General features: G+C 39.4%; 15 protein-coding genes. 2 read left to right on the top strand and 13 right to left on the bottom strand.

Annotation, left to right across the window (positions count from 1 at the left end):
- Positions 1–221: 221 nt before the first annotated feature.
- From ysxE to ACHABW_RS08985, 4 genes are all read right to left on the bottom strand, one after another.
- Positions 222–1,232: a spore coat protein YsxE gene (gene ysxE / locus ACHABW_RS09000; protein WP_435754992.1), complete on the bottom strand. Its 1,011-nt coding sequence runs from the start codon at positions 1,230–1,232 to the stop codon at positions 222–224.
- Entirely contained in the window at positions 1,229–2,140 is a 912-nt protein-coding gene (locus ACHABW_RS08995; protein ID WP_435754991.1) for a hypothetical protein, read from the bottom strand. The genes ysxE and ACHABW_RS08995 overlap by 4 nt, the downstream gene beginning before the upstream one ends.
- A 17-nt stretch (positions 2,141–2,157) precedes the next feature.
- On the bottom strand, positions 2,158–3,324 hold the full coding sequence (gene spoVID, locus ACHABW_RS08990; protein WP_435754990.1) for a stage VI sporulation protein D: 1,167 nt from the start codon (positions 3,322–3,324) through the stop codon (positions 2,158–2,160).
- A 250-nt stretch (positions 3,325–3,574) separates the two neighbouring features.
- Positions 3,575–3,994: an NUDIX hydrolase gene (locus tag ACHABW_RS08985; protein WP_435754989.1), complete on the bottom strand. Its 420-nt coding sequence runs from the start codon at positions 3,992–3,994 to the stop codon at positions 3,575–3,577.
- A gap of 139 nt (positions 3,995–4,133) precedes the next feature.
- On the opposite strand from ACHABW_RS08985, the gene ACHABW_RS08980 reads away from it, so the two are divergent.
- On the top strand, positions 4,134–5,528 hold the full coding sequence (locus tag ACHABW_RS08980; RefSeq protein ID WP_435754988.1) for a class II fumarate hydratase: 1,395 nt from the start codon (positions 4,134–4,136) through the stop codon (positions 5,526–5,528).
- A gap of 334 nt (positions 5,529–5,862) precedes the next feature.
- On the opposite strand, the gene hemL is transcribed toward ACHABW_RS08980, so the two are convergent.
- Genes hemL through hemA form a run of 6 tightly spaced genes read right to left on the bottom strand, consistent with a single transcriptional unit; the run spans position 5,863 to position 12,154 of the window.
- Positions 5,863–7,149, bottom strand: a complete 1,287-nt coding sequence (hemL, locus tag ACHABW_RS08975; protein WP_435754987.1) for a glutamate-1-semialdehyde 2,1-aminomutase — start codon at positions 7,147–7,149, stop codon at positions 5,863–5,865.
- 19 nt (positions 7,150–7,168) lie between these two features.
- A complete protein-coding gene (hemB, locus tag ACHABW_RS08970) occupies positions 7,169–8,152 on the bottom strand; it encodes a porphobilinogen synthase (RefSeq protein WP_435754986.1) in 984 nt (327 codons plus the stop codon).
- A 21-nt stretch (positions 8,153–8,173) separates the two neighbouring features.
- Positions 8,174–8,947 (bottom strand): uroporphyrinogen-III synthase, encoded by a 774-nt coding sequence (locus tag ACHABW_RS08965; protein ID WP_435754985.1) that lies wholly within the window; start codon positions 8,945–8,947, stop codon positions 8,174–8,176.
- Between the two features lie 15 nt (positions 8,948–8,962).
- Positions 8,963–9,901 carry a hydroxymethylbilane synthase gene (gene hemC / locus ACHABW_RS08960; protein ID WP_435754984.1) on the bottom strand — a complete coding sequence of 313 codons (939 nt, stop codon included), beginning with the start codon at positions 9,899–9,901 and terminating at the stop codon, positions 8,963–8,965.
- 30 nt (positions 9,902–9,931) lie between these two features.
- A complete protein-coding gene (locus ACHABW_RS08955) occupies positions 9,932–10,753 on the bottom strand; it encodes a cytochrome C assembly family protein (protein WP_110934970.1) in 822 nt (273 codons plus the stop codon).
- A gap of 12 nt (positions 10,754–10,765) precedes the next feature.
- Positions 10,766–12,154, bottom strand: coding sequence for a glutamyl-tRNA reductase (gene hemA, locus ACHABW_RS08950; protein ID WP_435754983.1), 1,389 nt, complete (start codon positions 12,152–12,154; stop codon positions 10,766–10,768).
- A 508-nt stretch (positions 12,155–12,662) separates the two neighbouring features.
- On the opposite strand from hemA, the gene ACHABW_RS08945 reads away from it, so the two are divergent.
- A complete protein-coding gene (locus ACHABW_RS08945) occupies positions 12,663–13,148 on the top strand; it encodes a hypothetical protein (protein WP_435754982.1) in 486 nt (161 codons plus the stop codon).
- A gap of 121 nt (positions 13,149–13,269) precedes the next feature.
- On the opposite strand, the gene ACHABW_RS08940 is transcribed toward ACHABW_RS08945, so the two are convergent.
- From ACHABW_RS08940 to lon, 3 genes are all read right to left on the bottom strand, one after another.
- Positions 13,270–13,992: an amino acid ABC transporter ATP-binding protein gene (locus tag ACHABW_RS08940; RefSeq protein WP_435755026.1), complete on the bottom strand. Its 723-nt coding sequence runs from the start codon at positions 13,990–13,992 to the stop codon at positions 13,270–13,272.
- 161 nt (positions 13,993–14,153) lie between these two features.
- Positions 14,154–14,795 carry a ribosome biogenesis GTP-binding protein YihA/YsxC gene (yihA, locus tag ACHABW_RS08935; RefSeq protein ID WP_435754981.1) on the bottom strand — a complete coding sequence of 214 codons (642 nt, stop codon included), beginning with the start codon at positions 14,793–14,795 and terminating at the stop codon, positions 14,154–14,156.
- Positions 14,792–17,119: an endopeptidase La gene (gene lon, locus ACHABW_RS08930; protein ID WP_435754980.1), complete on the bottom strand. Its 2,328-nt coding sequence runs from the start codon at positions 17,117–17,119 to the stop codon at positions 14,792–14,794. Before lon ends, yihA begins: the two co-directional genes overlap by 4 nt.
- Positions 17,120–17,251: the final 132 nt, after the last annotated feature.

The raw sequence follows: 17,251 nt of genomic DNA, 5'->3' as shown, positions 1-17,251 counted from the left end.
ACGCGTAGCGTCTTTTATTAAATGCAACGTTAGCTTCCGCCTCCATAAATTGATAACTTAATTGTTAAAAAACAAACCGCTTGGATATAAACATCCAAGCGGTTTGTTTTATGCTACTGGTATTACTATTTGATGCTAAAATTACTGTGATTTAACACTTTCTACTACAGTATCACACTAGTGGTTTACTTTTACTTCTTCACTTACATTTTCCATTTCCCTTACTCTTTTTTATACATTTCGTTCATCAACCGATGAATTCTTCCCATCGTTAACAAACGACGTTCAAGCTGCTTTACACAAGCGAGTTCAGATATAGTTCGATCTGGCTTCACATAATGGTCCATCATCTGATAAATACTTTCTGGAAATGCTAAATAGCTAATGAATAAGTGTCGCTCATCATCAAAAAGTGCAAATTGTTTTTCATAGATCGCAAGCCAGTGAAGTCCGTCAATGTCATTCCAAGGTTCTTCATGAAAAAAGTGCCGGAAAAGCGTTGCCAGGTCTCTTGCCGGAGAATCAAGTACAGCTTTTTCAAAGTTAATAAAATGTGCTGCACCATAAGGATCAAACAGTGCATGGTTTCGTTTCACACGTCCATGACACAAGACACTTCGGTAACTTTTCAATTCTTTTGCTTTCTCAAGCCATAGGTCTAAATTTCTTTCTGCTTCTTTAGCCATTTGCGAAACTCGTTCGAAATGAGTAAGAAATGCCATTTCAAATGGAGAATAAAACGTATGCGCCTCTATCCTATCTACGAATTTTTCTACCTCAAGTTTCCTTAAATCCCACCTTTTTTTCAAATGGTTATAAGATTCTAATATAGACTCTTCGGAATAATCCTGCACTCTTTCCGTTAACCCATGTAACTTAGCAATTTCTTCAATGAGCGTTTCTTCCGGTTGGACAGGGTGACGAAACTCATGATGGTCCTCGTACCAGGGCATGAGGTAATAGGTGGAATGATCATCCATCGCAAGGTAATCCCCGTATTTTGTAGGAATGATTGGGACAACGAACGGATAGTTCATTCTATCTAGTCGCCGGATAACATGGATAAACCATTCCCCTTCCTCCCGAGTCATTTTTGTTTGTTTCAATGCAAAGGTCCCGTACCGGGTCTCTACTTTAACTATTTTTCCTATCGCTTCTAATTTTTGCGGGAAAAGATCATAGTGAAAGAGGATTGCCCTTATTGACGGTGTAGACAAGGTTTCCTTCATCATTGAACAACCCCCTCTCTGCTATTTACCAACCATCCTGCAACATCTTTGACAAGCCGCCTTGAAATGTCCCACTCCTGCGCAAATGACTGAAAGTGCTGCTCCATTGTTCCAGTACCATCATTATCAAGAGCGTTCGCAACGAATGACCGTAATTCCCAAGGATACAAACAGTTCGCTAATAACGCCGTTCCACGTTCTTCCGAGAGAGGGAAAGTTTCATCAATACCATCTAGTACTTCTTTTATTTTTGCCCCATGTCCCTCTGTATGCCATTCATGGAGCACATTTCTTAAGGCTTCATAACAAGATATTGGTTTCTTTTCACTGGTCTCCCAGAACAGCTTGTGATGAACAGATCTTGCTTGGATAAGCGACTCAATCGGTGGCACGATGTTATGGTAGAAGATATGACTATGATTTTTTAACAGTTCACGAACCTTTGTCACTCTTTTTTTAGCTTCTAGATTCAATTTTTGGAGAATATCCCATTGTGACAGTTCTTCAAAAAAATGAATGTCAAAATCTCTTTCTAGATCGGGAATGATAGGAACTTCTCTATCATCTTCTTCAGCAGCCGTGCATGCGAGATATTCCCCCAGAAACTGCCCTATCTGCTTGGGATGATCGAAAATAGGAAAAGCTTCTTCCACAACATCATGGACCGTAATAAACCCAAGATCAGTCGATAGAACCTTCTCCCCCGTAATTGTCTGAATCATACGATTGGTCATGATACCAGTGTGCTCTGCTAATGCATCTCTCCACTTGATATGCCATGCTAATAAATCTTCTTCTTTCCAAAGTTGAACAGCCTTCATTCCTTTATTCGTATCCATAATTTTCCCTTCAATCATCCATCTAATCGATTGAAAAGGATAACTTCTTTCCAATAGCTCAATCTTAATCATAACTCCTCCCCCTTTCCTTAACTGGTTGAGGAAGATTGTCGACTTGGAATATATAATATTTGCCCTTCAGAAACCTGTTCCTCATCTAAACGATTTGTTCTCATCAGGTGACTCACTTGTAGTTTATAGCGATCAGCAATCATATCCAAAGATTCGCCATCTTGGACAATACACATCCTTAATTTTGAATAAGCTTCTGCTTCATTTGCCATCATCTTTGTTAAATACAGAGCATTTTCATGTTCTCTTTCTTCTTCATCTTTCACATTTGATTCGGTGGATTTTTCCTCATCCTCTAGCTTTTTGGCCTCATTTTTTCGGAAACGACGCGGCGCTTTCACCACTTCTTTTTGATAGTCATTATCATGGGATGCTTCTGGCTCTTCCCTAACTTCTATCGTTTCCTCTTCGTCTAATACGGATCGGAAGCTTACTTTTGGTGCATGATCCTCTTCTTCCTCAACATCGATGGTACCAACTAGTTCTTTCTCATCCAACCACGATGGTTCTCGTTTGATTTCTGTAACCGGTTCTTGGAAAGTCAATTCATTTTCTTGACTTTCTTCTTCTTCACTTGAATCTTCCTCTTCAGAACCTTCTGATGACTCACTAACACCAAACAGTTGATCCGGTTCCTTCTCATCCACTTTCCTTACTTGCTCAAACGTAAAGGACCTATCCTCACGTGCAAGCTCTTTCTCTGTGCTTTCTTCTGCGTCATCAGAAGTTGAGACTGGTTCTTCGGCTCTCACACCAGAAATAGATAGATCAGCGGTAATTTCCAGAAAACCTTTCTCAGGCATAACATAATCGAATTCATTTATTTCCACAGAAATATCTTCAAGGCGAGCTACACGTTCTCTAGGGATAGTTACTTCAATCGGGAACTCGTGCCGGATTTCACCAATTCCTTCCTCAGATAACGATACCTCTTCCACGGATCGGAAGGCTGACTGATCAACAAGGGACGATGCCTGATTCCCCGTAGATTCTTCCTTTTCTAAGGGGCGATATTCACCAAACAGTTGAAGTACGCCTTTTACAGTTACTTCATCTTCCTTTTCATCCACGTCGATAACCGGTTCTAAGGATAGTGTCAATAATTCATCTAGTTTTTTCCCTCGATCAAGCCAAATCCCTTCTTTCATGGGAAAGGATAACGATGTAGACCCTTCATTATTCAATATGATTCCTCCTCTTTTCCATCCTGCTAAATCTCACTACTATTGAGCACTTTAGCTTGTTGTCCAACTTCTGAACGAACAAAGACTCATACGATACACTTGTATGTAAAAAGGAAGTCAGTTATGCCTAATAAGAGAATATGAGGATAGAGAAGTAAAGACGGAGGATAAAAATATTAATGTCGCTATCAGAGGATATTCCTAAGGACACTGAAAAAGTCGATGTTTACTTTTTCAGTGTCCTTGTCATCTATATCTCTGAAAATAACTTTAAAAAATGCCGATGAGATCCTTTTATTTTTTCCGGAAGTTCATTCAAAGAATAATATTTTAAGTCTAACGTTTCTTCGTTATCAATGACTAATTCACCTGTAAAGTTTTCCGTATAAAACAGTGCGGCGATAACATAAAAGGGGTCCCCATTTGGTGCCACTACATAATACTCTTTTCCGGAGAACACATCTATTTTGTTCAGGTCCTCTATTTCAATCCGCAAGCCTGTTTCCTCAAAACTTTCTCCTCTCTCCATCAGCCCACCTGGAAGTCCCCAGTCTCCGTCATCTCGCTTTTGTAATAAAACTTGATTTTCTTTCATTAAAATCACTGTCGATCCTGGTAAGATTAGCGGTTCTTGCCCTACGTGATCCCGTAACATTTTATAATAACTCATTTTCTATCATGCTCCATTTCAAAATAAGATTTTTTTTGTCGCGTTTGTCTTTTAACATTCGGTTATTAATCCTCACCTATGGTCATAATAACGGTTAGTCAAAGTTTACTATAAAATTGGTAACGAAGGAGTGAATTTCATGTCTTCCGATCAATACCGTAAAGAAATGGATACGTTGGGTGTCGTACTGGTTCCTGCTTCCGCGTATTATGGATCTCAAACTCAACGTGCCATAGGAAACTTTCCAATAAGTAATAAAACATTACCCCGGTCTTTTATTAGAGCTCAAGGGATCATTAAGTCTTCTGCAGCTTTAACAAACATGGAATTAGGAAAACTACCTAAAGAAACGGCTAATGCCATTATAGAAGCATCTGAAGAAGTTATCCAAGGGAAATGGGATGACCAATTTAAAGTGGATGTTTACCAAGCCGGTGCTGGAACCTCTCAAAATATGAATGCAAATGAGGTTATTGGAAACCGTGCTACTGAATTATTAAAGAATTCCTCCAATGGACCAGTGGGATCTTTTCGAGTCCATCCAAATGATCACGTCAACATGGCCCAATCAACAAACGATACTTTTCCGTCTGCACTTCATATAGCAGCAGTTGAAAATATCACTAGTAAACTTATGCCTGCACTGTTAGATTTACAACAGGCACTTCAAGATAAATCAGTTGAATTTATGCCGATATTGAAATCCGGCAGAACTCATTTACACGATGCAGTTCCTATTCGATTAGGACAAGAATTCTCCGGTTTTGCAAGCACTATTCAATCGATTTATACCCAAATTGAAGCTACTCTAGACCCATTATATGAAATCGGTCTTGGCGGAAATGCAATTGGAACAGTCATCAACACTCATCCGGATTATCCAAAAAAAGTAGTCGAGGTCATTAGTAATCGATTAGAAATGCCTTTCCGACAACCTAGTAATATGTTTAGTTTTATGCAAAATAGAAATGCCGCGATTCATACCATGGCGGCACTGAAAGAACTGGCCGTCCATCTAATTAAAATTACTAGCGACCTGCGACTATTAAGCTCAGGTCCTCGAACAGGATTAGCTGAAATCAGCCTTCCTCCTGTCCAACCTGGGTCGACCATTATGCCCGGAAAGGTTAACCCGGCAATCTTAGAAATGGTCCATATGGTATGCTGCCAAGTCATCGGTTATGAAACAGCCATAGCTACAGCCGGAATAGCCAGCCAGTTGGAAATCAATGTGATGATGCCGCTCATTGCACACACTTTTCTAGATTCCATTGAAATTATGTCAAATGCTATATCGACACTTGTTGCAAAATGTATCCTTGGCATCCAAGCAGATGAAGCAGTATGTAAAACGTTTATGGAATCGAGCTTATCTCTTGTAACAGGACTTAATCCAATTATGGGTTATGACCTTGCTGCAAAAATCGGGATGCAGGCGGATATCGAGAATAAAACCTTGAAGCAGGTGCTTCTAGAAATGGGAGTACTAACAGATGAAGTGGAAAAAGCGATCACGCATGAGGGACTGATTTAAATCGAGATGGCTTTTTTATTAAAAAATTAGTCTTGTTTTTCTAGATAAGGGTCAGGAGACGAGTGTTTTTTCTGTAGTTATTTTCTATGGTGACACTGAGTCCGGTTGATCTCCCTGAAAACATCGCTTAGAAACACTCAGGCGCGCTCTCTTGTCTGAATGTCACTATCATTGTTGGTTAGTGACACTCACACGGCTGAAGACAGTTGAGAGTACCTATCCGGGCATTTTGGTGACATCCACATCCAAGTGCCAATGTGAGTGTCACTAAAAAAACAATCAAAAAAAAGATCCCTTAAAAGAATGACACATTCTTCAAGGGATCTTATTCCTGTTATTTTTGAATTTGAGCAAAAGCTTTCTCTGCTGCATCAATTGTTTGATTAATATCTTGTTCCGTATGCTTTGTTGACAAGAACATCCCTTCAAATTGGGAAGGAGCGATGGATACTCCACTCTCGAGCATAAGCCGGAAATACTGTTTAAACATATCTAAATTTGACGACGACGCTGTTTCAAAATTAATTACTTTTTCATTCGTAAAGAAGAAACCTACCATTGATCCTGCTCTCGTTACATAATGAGGGATATTATGTTTAGCTGCTGCTGCTGCCAAACCTTCTGCAAGTTGTTTCCCCAATTTGTCAAAGTGCTCATAGCTTTCTTTCGTTAACTGACTTAATGTTTCGTAACCAGCTGTCATTGCCAACGGATTTCCGGAAAGTGTGCCAGCTTGATAAATGTCTCCAGCCGGAGCAATTCGCTCCATGATTTCTCTTTTACCACCAAAAGCACCTACAGGAAGACCGCCCCCAATAACTTTTCCTAAACAAGTTAGATCCGGTGTTACGCCAAGTTCTCCCTGCGCACAGTTGTAACCGACACGGAATCCGGTCATTACCTCATCCATAATCATTAATGAACCGTGTTCTTCCGTAACTGCTCGTACACCTTCTAAAAATCCAGGTTCAGGTCGAACAACACCCATATTACCGGCTACTGGCTCTAAAATTACAGCAGCAATGTCGTCACCATAGTTTTCGAAAGCAACCTTTAAACTTTCTAAATCATTGTAAGGGACCGTTAGCGTTGTTGCTGCCACTGATTTGGGTACACCAGGGCTATCAGGAAGCCCCAACGTCGCGACACCGGATCCTGCTTTAATTAATAATGAATCCCCGTGTCCGTGATAACAGCCTTCAAATTTCAAGATCTTATCACGTCCTGTATAACCTCTCGCTAACCGTAGTGCACTCATCGTCGCCTCTGTTCCTGAGTTGACCATTCGCACAACCTCTATCGACGGAACGCGCTCAATCACTAGTTTTGCAAGCTTTGATTCCATTTCATGAGGAGCCCCGAAGCTCGTCCCTTTTTCTGCGACAGCTTTTATTGCGTCTACCACTTGGTCATCTGCGTGACCGTGAACCAGTGGTCCCCATGAAAGAATATAATCAATATATTCATTGCCATCGATATCCCAAATATGAGAACCTTTTCCGTGGTCCATATAAATAGGATCCATGTTTACTGATTTAAATGCTCGTACGGGACTATTTACCCCGCCTGGCATTAGTGGCTTTGCTTCGTTAAATGCTTCGACAGATTTACTCCAATTCATGCATGTTTCCACCTTTCTATTAGTTACTTTCGTTCAACCAAGCTGCTGCGTCTTTTGCAAAATAAGTCAGGATCATATCTGCACCGGCGCGTTTCATACTTGTTAGTTTCTCCAATACTACTTCTTTCTCATCAATCCAGCCGTTTTGTGCGGCAGCCTTCACCATCGCATATTCCCCGCTGACGTTATAGGCAACGATTGGCAAATCATGACGATCACGAATGTCCCGGATAATATCGAGATAGGACAGAGCAGGTTTCACAATTAAAAAGTCCGCTCCTTCATCGACATCCGATTGTGCTTCACGGAAAGCTTCACGTCTGTTCGCTGGGTCCATTTGGTATGTTTTACGGTCACCAGACTTCGGCGAACTATTCGCAGCATCACGGAACGGTCCGTAAAATGCTGAAGCATATTTCACAGCATAGCTCATAATCGGAATGTCTTCATAGCCTGCTTGATCCAACCCTGCACGGATGGCTGAAACAAAACCATCCATCATATTTGACGGTGCAATAATATCTGCACCCGCCTCTGCTTGGGATACGGCTGTCTTTGCGAGTAATGCCAGTGATTCATCATTAAGGATTTTTCCATCCTCCACTACCCCACAGTGTCCATGGTCTGTAAATTGACAAAGACACGTATCAGCGATCACCGTTAACTCCGGATGGCTAGCTTTAATTTGTCTTGTTGCTCTTTGAACAATTCCATTTGTATCATATGCACACGAACCTACATCATCTTTCTCATCAGGAAGGCCAAATAAAATAATCGACTGAATGCCTCTTTCAACGGCTTCATCTACTTCTCCGTTTAATAAGTCAAGAGAGCGGTGATAAACACCCGGCATAGATGCTACCTCATTTTTTACATTTTTGCCTTCTACAACAAAAAGAGGATAGATAAAATCTTCTGTGCGAAGATGTGTTTCTCGGACACTCGAACGGATTCCAGCAGTCCTTCTTAACCTGCGGTGACGACGGAATTCAGCATTTTCCATTGTATTTCCTCCTTCAAAACGTTATGTATTTTTTTCAATTAATGCCAGAACGGCTTCCAGTGTATATGTTTTAGGTACAAGGATGTTACTTACATCATATCGCGAAAGTGCCTCTTCTGTCACACGCCCTATCACTGCTATCGTTAAAGTTTCTTTTACGTATGCTTTGTTTTCGCTTGTGATTTGTTCAAAAAAGGACCACACAGCAGAGGGGCTTGTGAGAATAACGACATCGACAGATTTTTTATAAATGATTTCATTCAATTCTTCTTGAAACTGCTTATTTATTGTTGTTTCATAGGCAACCATTTCACTAACATGGCGATCTGACAGCTTCAATTTATCCACTAATACTTTTCTTGATAAGTTGCTTCTAGGATAAAAAAAGGTCTCCCCTTTACTAGTATGATCAATTAGTTTTTCTGCTAAGTGCTCTGCATCAAAATCTCGTGGATACAAATCGACGTTAAACCCTTTTTTTTCTACGGCGGCCTTTGTCTTCGAGCCCACTACTGCAATTTTTCGCTGCATGATAATTTCACGGAAAGGCATATTTCCTGCTATCATCGCATTCATTGTAAACTCGAAGCTATTTGCACTCGTGAAAATAAGCCAATCACAGTGCATTACTTGTTGAAGCTGACGATTTCTTTCAAGAAAATTTTCAGGTTCTTTAATCGCAATAAGGGGAATTTCTATTGAAATTCCCCCTCGTTTTTCGATCATTTCAGTTAACGAAGCAGCTTGATGAGTCGCTCTCGTGTTTAATACTGTTACACCTTGGAGTGCTTTCATCGTGTATCCCCTCAGTTATTGATCTAATTCAGCTTTTACTTTATCGAGTACTTCTTTTGCACCCTGATTTAACATTTTTTCAGCAACTTCTTTCCCGATTGCAATAGGATCCTGTCCTACAATGTTTTCTTTGAAAATGATTTTTCCATCGGGTGATCCTACTAGGGCAGTTAAACTCACCTGACCGTCTTCTTGTAACACGGCATATCCGCCAATCGGAACCTGGCAGCCGCCTTCAACTGTATGAAGAAAAGAGCGTTCCGCAGAAACAGTTCTTGCAGTATCCGGATGATTGATTTTATCTAGCAATTGTAATAAATCTTCATCATCTGCTCGGCATTCGATACCTAAAGCTCCTTGTCCTACTGCAGGTAAGCAGGTTTCCGGATCGAGATACTCGGTAACCAAGTCTTTCTCTTTCGTCCATCCTACTCGCTCAAGTCCAGCTGCAGCTAGAATGATTGCATCGAAGTTCTCTTCTCTACACTTACGTAGCCGGGTATCAATATTCCCCCGAATCCATTGAATTTCCAAATCCGGACGACTTGCTAATACTTGCGCACTTCGTCTTAAGCTGCTTGTACCTACAATTGATCCTGGCGGCAGTTCCATCAGCTTTTCACCACTGTTAGAGATAAATGCATCCCGAGGATCAACACGGTCCGGGACTGCTCCGATTATGAGTCCTTCTGCCATTTCTGAAGGTAAATCCTTCATACTATGTACTGCCATATCAATCTCACCATCATACATGGCTTTCTCAATTTCTTTTACAAACAATCCTTTTCCGCCAACTTTTGATAGTGTAACATCAAGGATTTGATCTCCCTTTGTGACAATTTCTTTAATTTCAAATTCGTATGGAAGATTTAATTCGTTTAGTTGGTCAATAACCCATCTTGTTTGGGTCATCGCTAAATTACTTCGTCTTGAACCAATAACTACTTTTCTCATAACAACCTCCGTTTTGCCTAGATCACGTTTTTACCAAATATGAAATTCTGAAAATGAGCTGGATAAAAAGTAATTGATTAACAACACTAGAAATGCAGCAATGTTAAGTAGCGCCAGTTCATATCCTCTTCTCTTTTTCACCTGATATTGAAAAAGGTATACCCCATAAACAAATAATACGATAAAAGAACTTAATACCTTCACATCGTTCCATGGAATTGTCTCTACGGTTACCCACGCCCAGATGACACCTAAAATAAGACCAATGAGCATAAGAGGAAAACCTACCAGGTTAAATATAAAAGACCTTCTTTCTAAATTGGATAAATTTCCTGTTCGGGACATTCGTTTTCCCCAGAGCTTTCTCTTCAGCATTTGGTGTTGCAGAAAATAGAGCATAGAGAACGCAAAGGAGAGCGTAAACATCCCATAGGAAAGAAGTAATACAACTACATGAATGATCAGGAGTTCTAATATAAATAATTCAGATAATCGGCTGGATATATCTCCTGCCGGGGCGAATAAACTGATCGTTAATATTGAGAACCCTACAAGATTCACGACAAATACTAAGAAATCCATCTTGTATAACCGATTTATGATTAATGCAATCGTAACCAGTATAAAGGCATAGAAAAACATCCCCTCAAATATTGTCATGATGGGAAATCGGTCGTATTTAATCATTCTCATCAAAATAAACAAGAGTTGTAATACCCAAACACTAGAAAGCAACCAGAAGGCAGCACGATTCACCTTCTGGTTGTTTTGGATAAAGTCAATGAAATAACCTAGCACACTCAAACTGTAGAAAACGATAGTGAGGACATATAACAGATTTAATCCGAACATAATGTATCCTCTCTAGATAGAGCGAACAACCGCTTCATTTTGCGCAGCCAATTTTGACTTTTTCTTTTCAATATTCCACTCTCGCTCAACTTTGTTAATCTTTATATTACACGCAAGAACATTCTCTTGTTCACTAAGTTTTTCCTCTAAAGCAAATACTTTCGTCATGTACGCCAGAAGTTCCTCTGACTGATCTTCATCAGGAATCTCTTTGATTGCTGTTATTGGATCGCGCAGTAACTGGTTGATAATACTCTTCATATGTTTTCGAATTAATTTCTTTTCACGTTCAGAAAGACTCGTTAGCTTTCTTTCTAAACTTTGCATCGTTTCAAGTTGAATAGAAGTAGCCTTGTCACGAAGTGCCGATATAAGAGGGACTACCCCTAATTTATCCAGCCATTGACTAAATTCAACAAGCTCTTCTTCCAGCATCAATTCAATCTTTTCAGCTTCCTGTTTTCGTTCTTCCAAATTAGCAGCAACGATTCCTTGCAGATCGTCAATATCATATAAATAGACATTTTCAAGATCTGCCAAGTCAGGATCCAAATCTCTTGGAACAGCAATATCCACTAAAAATAACGGGCGGCCATTTCGCTTGCGGATCAATTCTTGTACATCCTTTTTCCGGATGACATAATCCTTTGATCCTGTTGAGGTAATTACGATATCCGTCGTTTCAAGAGAACTTTTGAGCTGATCCATACTGCCTGCCCGTCCAAAAAACTTCGTGGCTAATTCTTCGGCTTTCCCTTTTGTTCTATTAATGACTGTAATATCATTTACACCACTGGATGACAAGTGCTTAGCAGTGAGTTCACTCATTTTACCCGCACCCATGATGAGGACCTTTTTATTAGAAAAGTCGCCAAAAATCTTTTTACCAAGTTCCACTGCAGCATAACTGACAGACACGGCGTTCTCCCCGATAGCTGTTTCAGAATGTGCCCTTTTCGCAAGTGTAATAGCTTGCTTAAATAAATGATTGAAAATTGTACCCGTTGTTTGCTGGCTTTGAGCAGCTAAAAAGCTGGAACGGACCTGACCTAAAATTTGTGTTTCCCCAAGAATCATAGAGTCCAACCCGCAACTTACACGAAACAAATGTTCAATCGCATGCTCATCTTCTCTGATTTGAAGGTAATGACTGAATTCTTCTTTAGGAATGTTAAACCACTCCGAAAGGAAAACCTTTGTATAGTAACGGCCGGTATGGAGCTGGTCGGCTACAACGTATAATTCTGTGCGATTACAGGTTGAAACAACCACGCACTCTAAAATGCTTTTGGAGTCTCTAAGCTTTGGTAAAGCTTTTTCCAAATCATCCTGGAAAGAAAATTTTTCTCGTATTTCAACTGGCGTTGATTTATAATTCAAACTGACTGCTAGGATGTGCAAAACCGTCACCCCCCTGACTTTAGAACCGACATCCATTTTACATGGTATTTCTTTAAATGACAATATAGTCGTTTATTTTTATTCTTTTCATTATTTGCTAAATGATAACTCGTATTACATTATAACATTTTTAATCTATAAGTATTTAGGTAAATGCTCAAGTAATATGACTTTTTTGTGAAAGTTGATAAAAACGAATACTTTCACCTTAGATATTACCAGTAAAAGTCACGGGTTACTTTTAAAAAAGATGCTGAAAAAAGTATATGTATACAAGTTCTTAGATTACCACTATTTCATGTCTAATTCAATAAAAACTTAGCCAAAAGCAACTTTAAAAGGCATTCTGATCACTTTTTTTTAATCTGCTTTTTTATCTTTCCCAACAAGAGGTTAATTACACTTCGTTTTGGGAAATAAGCTTAGAGAGCTGCCTGAAGCTGATTCCATTGTTACTGTCCTTTTATAAACAACCATTCAAAAAAAAACAACCTAGGAGAATGATAATATGAAATCTAAACAAGCTTTACCAGGATTAATTTTAGTCATCATCGGTATTTATTATTTATCTCAACAATTTGCTTTTTCATTACCTTATACAGAAATTGTTCTGAAGTGGCCATCTATTTTATTCTTAATTGGAATGATTCTTTCTTGGCAAGGATTCTCAAATAAGGATGATAGTAAAATGTTTTCGGGGATAGTGCTATTAGGTCTTGGTACCTTATTCCACGGTATCCACACATTCGGCTATTGGAATTACAATTGGCCTTATTTCACCTTAATCATTTCGTTCGCTTTCTTCATGAAATACTTTGTGAATAAACGTGATGGCATAACACCTGCTATTATCCTTTTGCTGATTTCAGCCAGTGCTTTATTTCTGCCCCAATTGATAGCACGTTACCAAAACCTAATGACGGGTTATGAATCCTATTGGCCGGTAATTTTAATTATAATAGGCATCTACTTATTATTTTTCAAGAAGAGATAACAAAAACGAAAGCGTCCGCCTAGAGCGTATTAGAGCTCATCTGTTCAAAAAGTAACACCATTCTCTAAGAAAAGATAAAGATAGTCTCAAACAATATCTATATACTTTTTGAGGCTATCTCTTATAGCACTTTACTTAAAAATTCTTTTGTTCTTTGTTCTTGTGGCTGATCAAAAAGTTCTTTCGAATTTCCCCGCTCTACAATACACCCGTCATGCATATAAATCGTATAATCAGCCACTTCTTTTGCAAAGCCCATTTCATGGGTCACGATGATCATCGTCATTCCTTCCTTTGCAAGGTCCTTCATTGTTTCTAATACTTCACCGACGAGTTCAGGGTCTAACGCTGACGTTGGTTCATCAAACAGCATAATATCAGGCTTCATTGCCAATGCCCTGGCTATTGCAACACGTTGTTTTTGCCCACCGGAAAGTGTCGATGGATAGACATCGTATTTATCTTCTAAACCCACTTTATCCAACAATGCTTTTCCTTCAGATACTGCTGTCGCTTTTTTGACTTTTCTAACCATAATTGGAGCTTCTATCACATTTTCTAAAACAGTTTTATGAGGGAAAAGGTTAAAATGCTGGAAGACCATACCTACCTTTTGCCGTACTTTATTTAAATTATGTGTATCAGGTTCAATCTGGTCCCCACCAAAAATTATCTTACCAGTATCTTTGATTTCTAAGAAGTTCATACAACGAAGCAAAGTACTTTTCCCTGAGCCGCTTGCTCCAATCAGACATAACACATCTTTTTCATTCACAGTCAGGTCGATGTCCTTCAACACATGTAACTCCCCGAAGGATTTATTTAGTTTTTCCACCCGAATCATTTCTTTCATGATGTTCCTCCTCATTTGCATCTTCTTTTTCTGTATTCTTTGAAATTAACGTTATCAGTATTTTTTAGGATTCTCAACAAATAGCATCCAACTAGACTATCTAGTAAAAAAAAGCCCACAGAAATAGTTTTCCTGTAGACCTTTTGAATATATTATTCTTCCTTTGCTGGTTCTTCTTCGTCTTCATCCGATAAATCACGTTCTTTATCCGAATAGAGTAACGCGTTAATTTCTTTCCATGCCCGATCTTTTCCATAGCTTGTTTCCGAGGAAAAAAGAATTACAGTATCTTCTTCCTCTACTTGCAAATCTTCTTTAATTATTTTCACATGTTTATCCCATTTTCCTTTCGGGATTTTGTCCGCCTTTGTTGCAACGATTAATACAGACAAATCATGGTATTTCAACCAATCATACATTTTCAAGTCATCTTCTGTCGGTTTATGGCGAGCATCTATAAGCAAAACAACACCTTTTAATTGCTCCCTGGTTGAAATATATGTTTCCATCACTCTACCCCAGGCTGCACGTTCACTTTTCGAGACCTTTGCATAGCCATACCCGGGCACATCTACAAAATGAAAGCGACGGTTAATAAAGTAAAAATTCAAGGTCTGTGTTTTTCCTGGTTGTTGAGATGTCCGGGCTAATCCTTTTCTCGTCAAAAGAGTGTTTATAAACGAGGATTTCCCAACATTTGAACGTCCAGAAAGAGCCACTTCTGGAAATGGCCCTTCTGGAAACTGAAACTTCTTTGCGGCACTTATAATTAATTCTGCGTTTGATATTTTCATTTTTTATTCCCTACCAATGCGTGTTTTAAGACTTCATCTAAGTGTGAAACAGGAATGAACGTTAAGTCCTTTCGCACACTTTCCGGAATGTCTTCTAAATCTTTCTCGTTTTCTTTCGGCATAATTATATGCGTGAGACCTGCTCTGTGGGCACTCATCGATTTTTCTTTTAATCCACCGATTGGAAGCACTCGTCCACGAAGGGTAATTTCTCCTGTCATACCAACTTCACGCCGAACTGCTCGATTTGTTAAGGCGGAAATTAGCGCTGTTGCCATCGTAATTCCAGCTGAAGGTCCATCCTTTGGTGTTGCTCCTTCTGGTACATGAATGTGAATATCGTTATGCTCATTAAAGGTTGGATCTATGTTCAGCTCCTCTGACTTCGAGCGAATATAACTAAACGCCGCTTGCGCAGACTCCTTCATGACATCGCCAAGCTTTCCGGTCAATGTAAGCTTTCCTTTTCCCGGTGATAAAGAAACCTCTATGGATAATGTATCCCCTCCGGCTGTTGTATAAGCAAGTCCGGTAGCCGCACCAATTTGGTCTTCAGATTCAGCTTTACCATAGCTGAATTTTGGTTGACCGAGCATATTTTCAATCGTTTTTTCTGTTACGATCACTTTTTTTCGTTCATTAGAAACAATCATTTTTGCCGCTTTACGACAGATTGTTGCCATTTGACGTTCTAAGTTACGAACCCCGGCTTCTCTTGTGTAGTAACGCACCACTTTTAAAATAGCTTCTTCTTTAACTTGCAGGTTCCCCTTTGTAAGACCATGATCTTTTACTTGTTTCGGTAAAAGGTAAGTTTGGGCAATTTGAAGCTTTTCAAGCTCTGTATACCCTGGAATATGGATAATTTCCATACGGTCCCGTAAAGGAGCAGGGATGCCGCCAATGTTGTTCGCGGTTGTGACAAACATTACTTTTGAAAGATCATATGGTTCCTCAATAAAATGATCGCTAAATGTGTTGTTTTGTTCCGGGTCTAACACTTCGAGAAGTGCAGAGGAAGGATCACCTCTGAAATCATTGGCCATTTTATCGATTTCATCTAATAGAAAAACAGGGTTAATCGTGCTTGCTTTTTTCATCCCTTGTATAATACGTCCCGGCATGGACCCTACATACGTACGACGATGTCCGCGGATTTCTGCTTCATCCCGTACCCCACCCAGTGACATTCGGACAAAGTTTCGGTCTAAAGATCTTGCAATCGAACGAGCCAGCGATGTTTTACCTACGCCCGGAGGACCAGCTAAACATAAAATTGGTCCTTTTAACTCATTCGTAAGCTGTTGTACTGCTAAATATTCCAAGACTCGTTCCTTTACTTTTTCCAAACCGTAATGGTCCTCATCCAATATCTTTTCAGAACGGTGAATATCAAGTAAATCCTCTGTTTCCTCGTGCCATGGTATTTGCGTCAACCATTCAATATAGTTTCGAATGACGGAACTTTCTGCAGAACTTGCCGGCATCTTTTCATAACGTTTTAGTTCTTTAAAAGCCTTTTCCGCAACTGTTTCCGGCATTAAGGCTTCGGTTATTTTTTCGGTTAGTTCTTCAATTTCGCCTTCTTTTCCTTCGCGATCGCCAAGTTCTTTTTGGATGGCCTTCATTTGTTCACGCAAATAGTATTCTTTTTGCGTTTTTTCCATGGACTTCTTCACGCGTTGTCCAATTTTCTTTTCAAGACCGAGCACTTCTTTTTCGTTACTAAGGATCGTTAATATTTGTTTTAAACGGTCCTCTACTGAAAAGGTTTCGAGGATCTGTTGCTTTTGAACGATTTTAAGCGGCAAGTGGGAAGATGTAATATCTGCTAATCTCCCCGGCTCAATAATATCAGCAACAGATGCGAATGTTTCCTGTGATATCTTTTTAGACAGCTTAATATATTGTTCAAATTGATCCAATACATTACGCATTAATGCTTGTTCCTCTACTGTTGCTTCCTGTCGTTCTTCAATTAATTCTACTTCTACTTCGGTATATTCTTCGTTATCGATATAGTTTTCGATAGTGCCTCGTTGAAGACCTTCGACAAGGACTCGAATGGTACCATTCGGAAGCTTCAGCATTTGATTCACTTTAGCTAGTGTTCCTATTGTATAAATATCTTTTTCTTCCGGCTCATCAGTTGAGATCTCCCTTTGAGTAGTCAAGAAAATTTCATGATCCTCAACCATAGCTTTTTCGAGAGCCTGTACTGATTTCTTTCTTCCGACATCTAAATGTAAAACCATCGTAGGGTAGACAAGTAGTCCTCTCAACGGCAGTAAAGCTAATCTCTTTAATTGTTGTTTATCACTCATATGTACGACACCTCCATATGTCTCGTTCTGTTTTATGCTTATTTTCTCTTTGAAAGACATCTTACATCCAAATTTATTAAATAAATTGCTATTTCTTTTTTAAAGGGCTCTACTCCATCTTTCCCCAAACAG

It is taken from the genome of Salipaludibacillus sp. CF4.18, assembly GCF_051262595.1.
GTDB lineage: Bacteria > Bacillota > Bacilli > Bacillales > Salisediminibacteriaceae > Salipaludibacillus > Salipaludibacillus neizhouensis.
The sequence above is the reverse complement of the archived record's forward strand: the minus strand, read 5'-3'. Positions and strand labels throughout refer to the sequence as shown.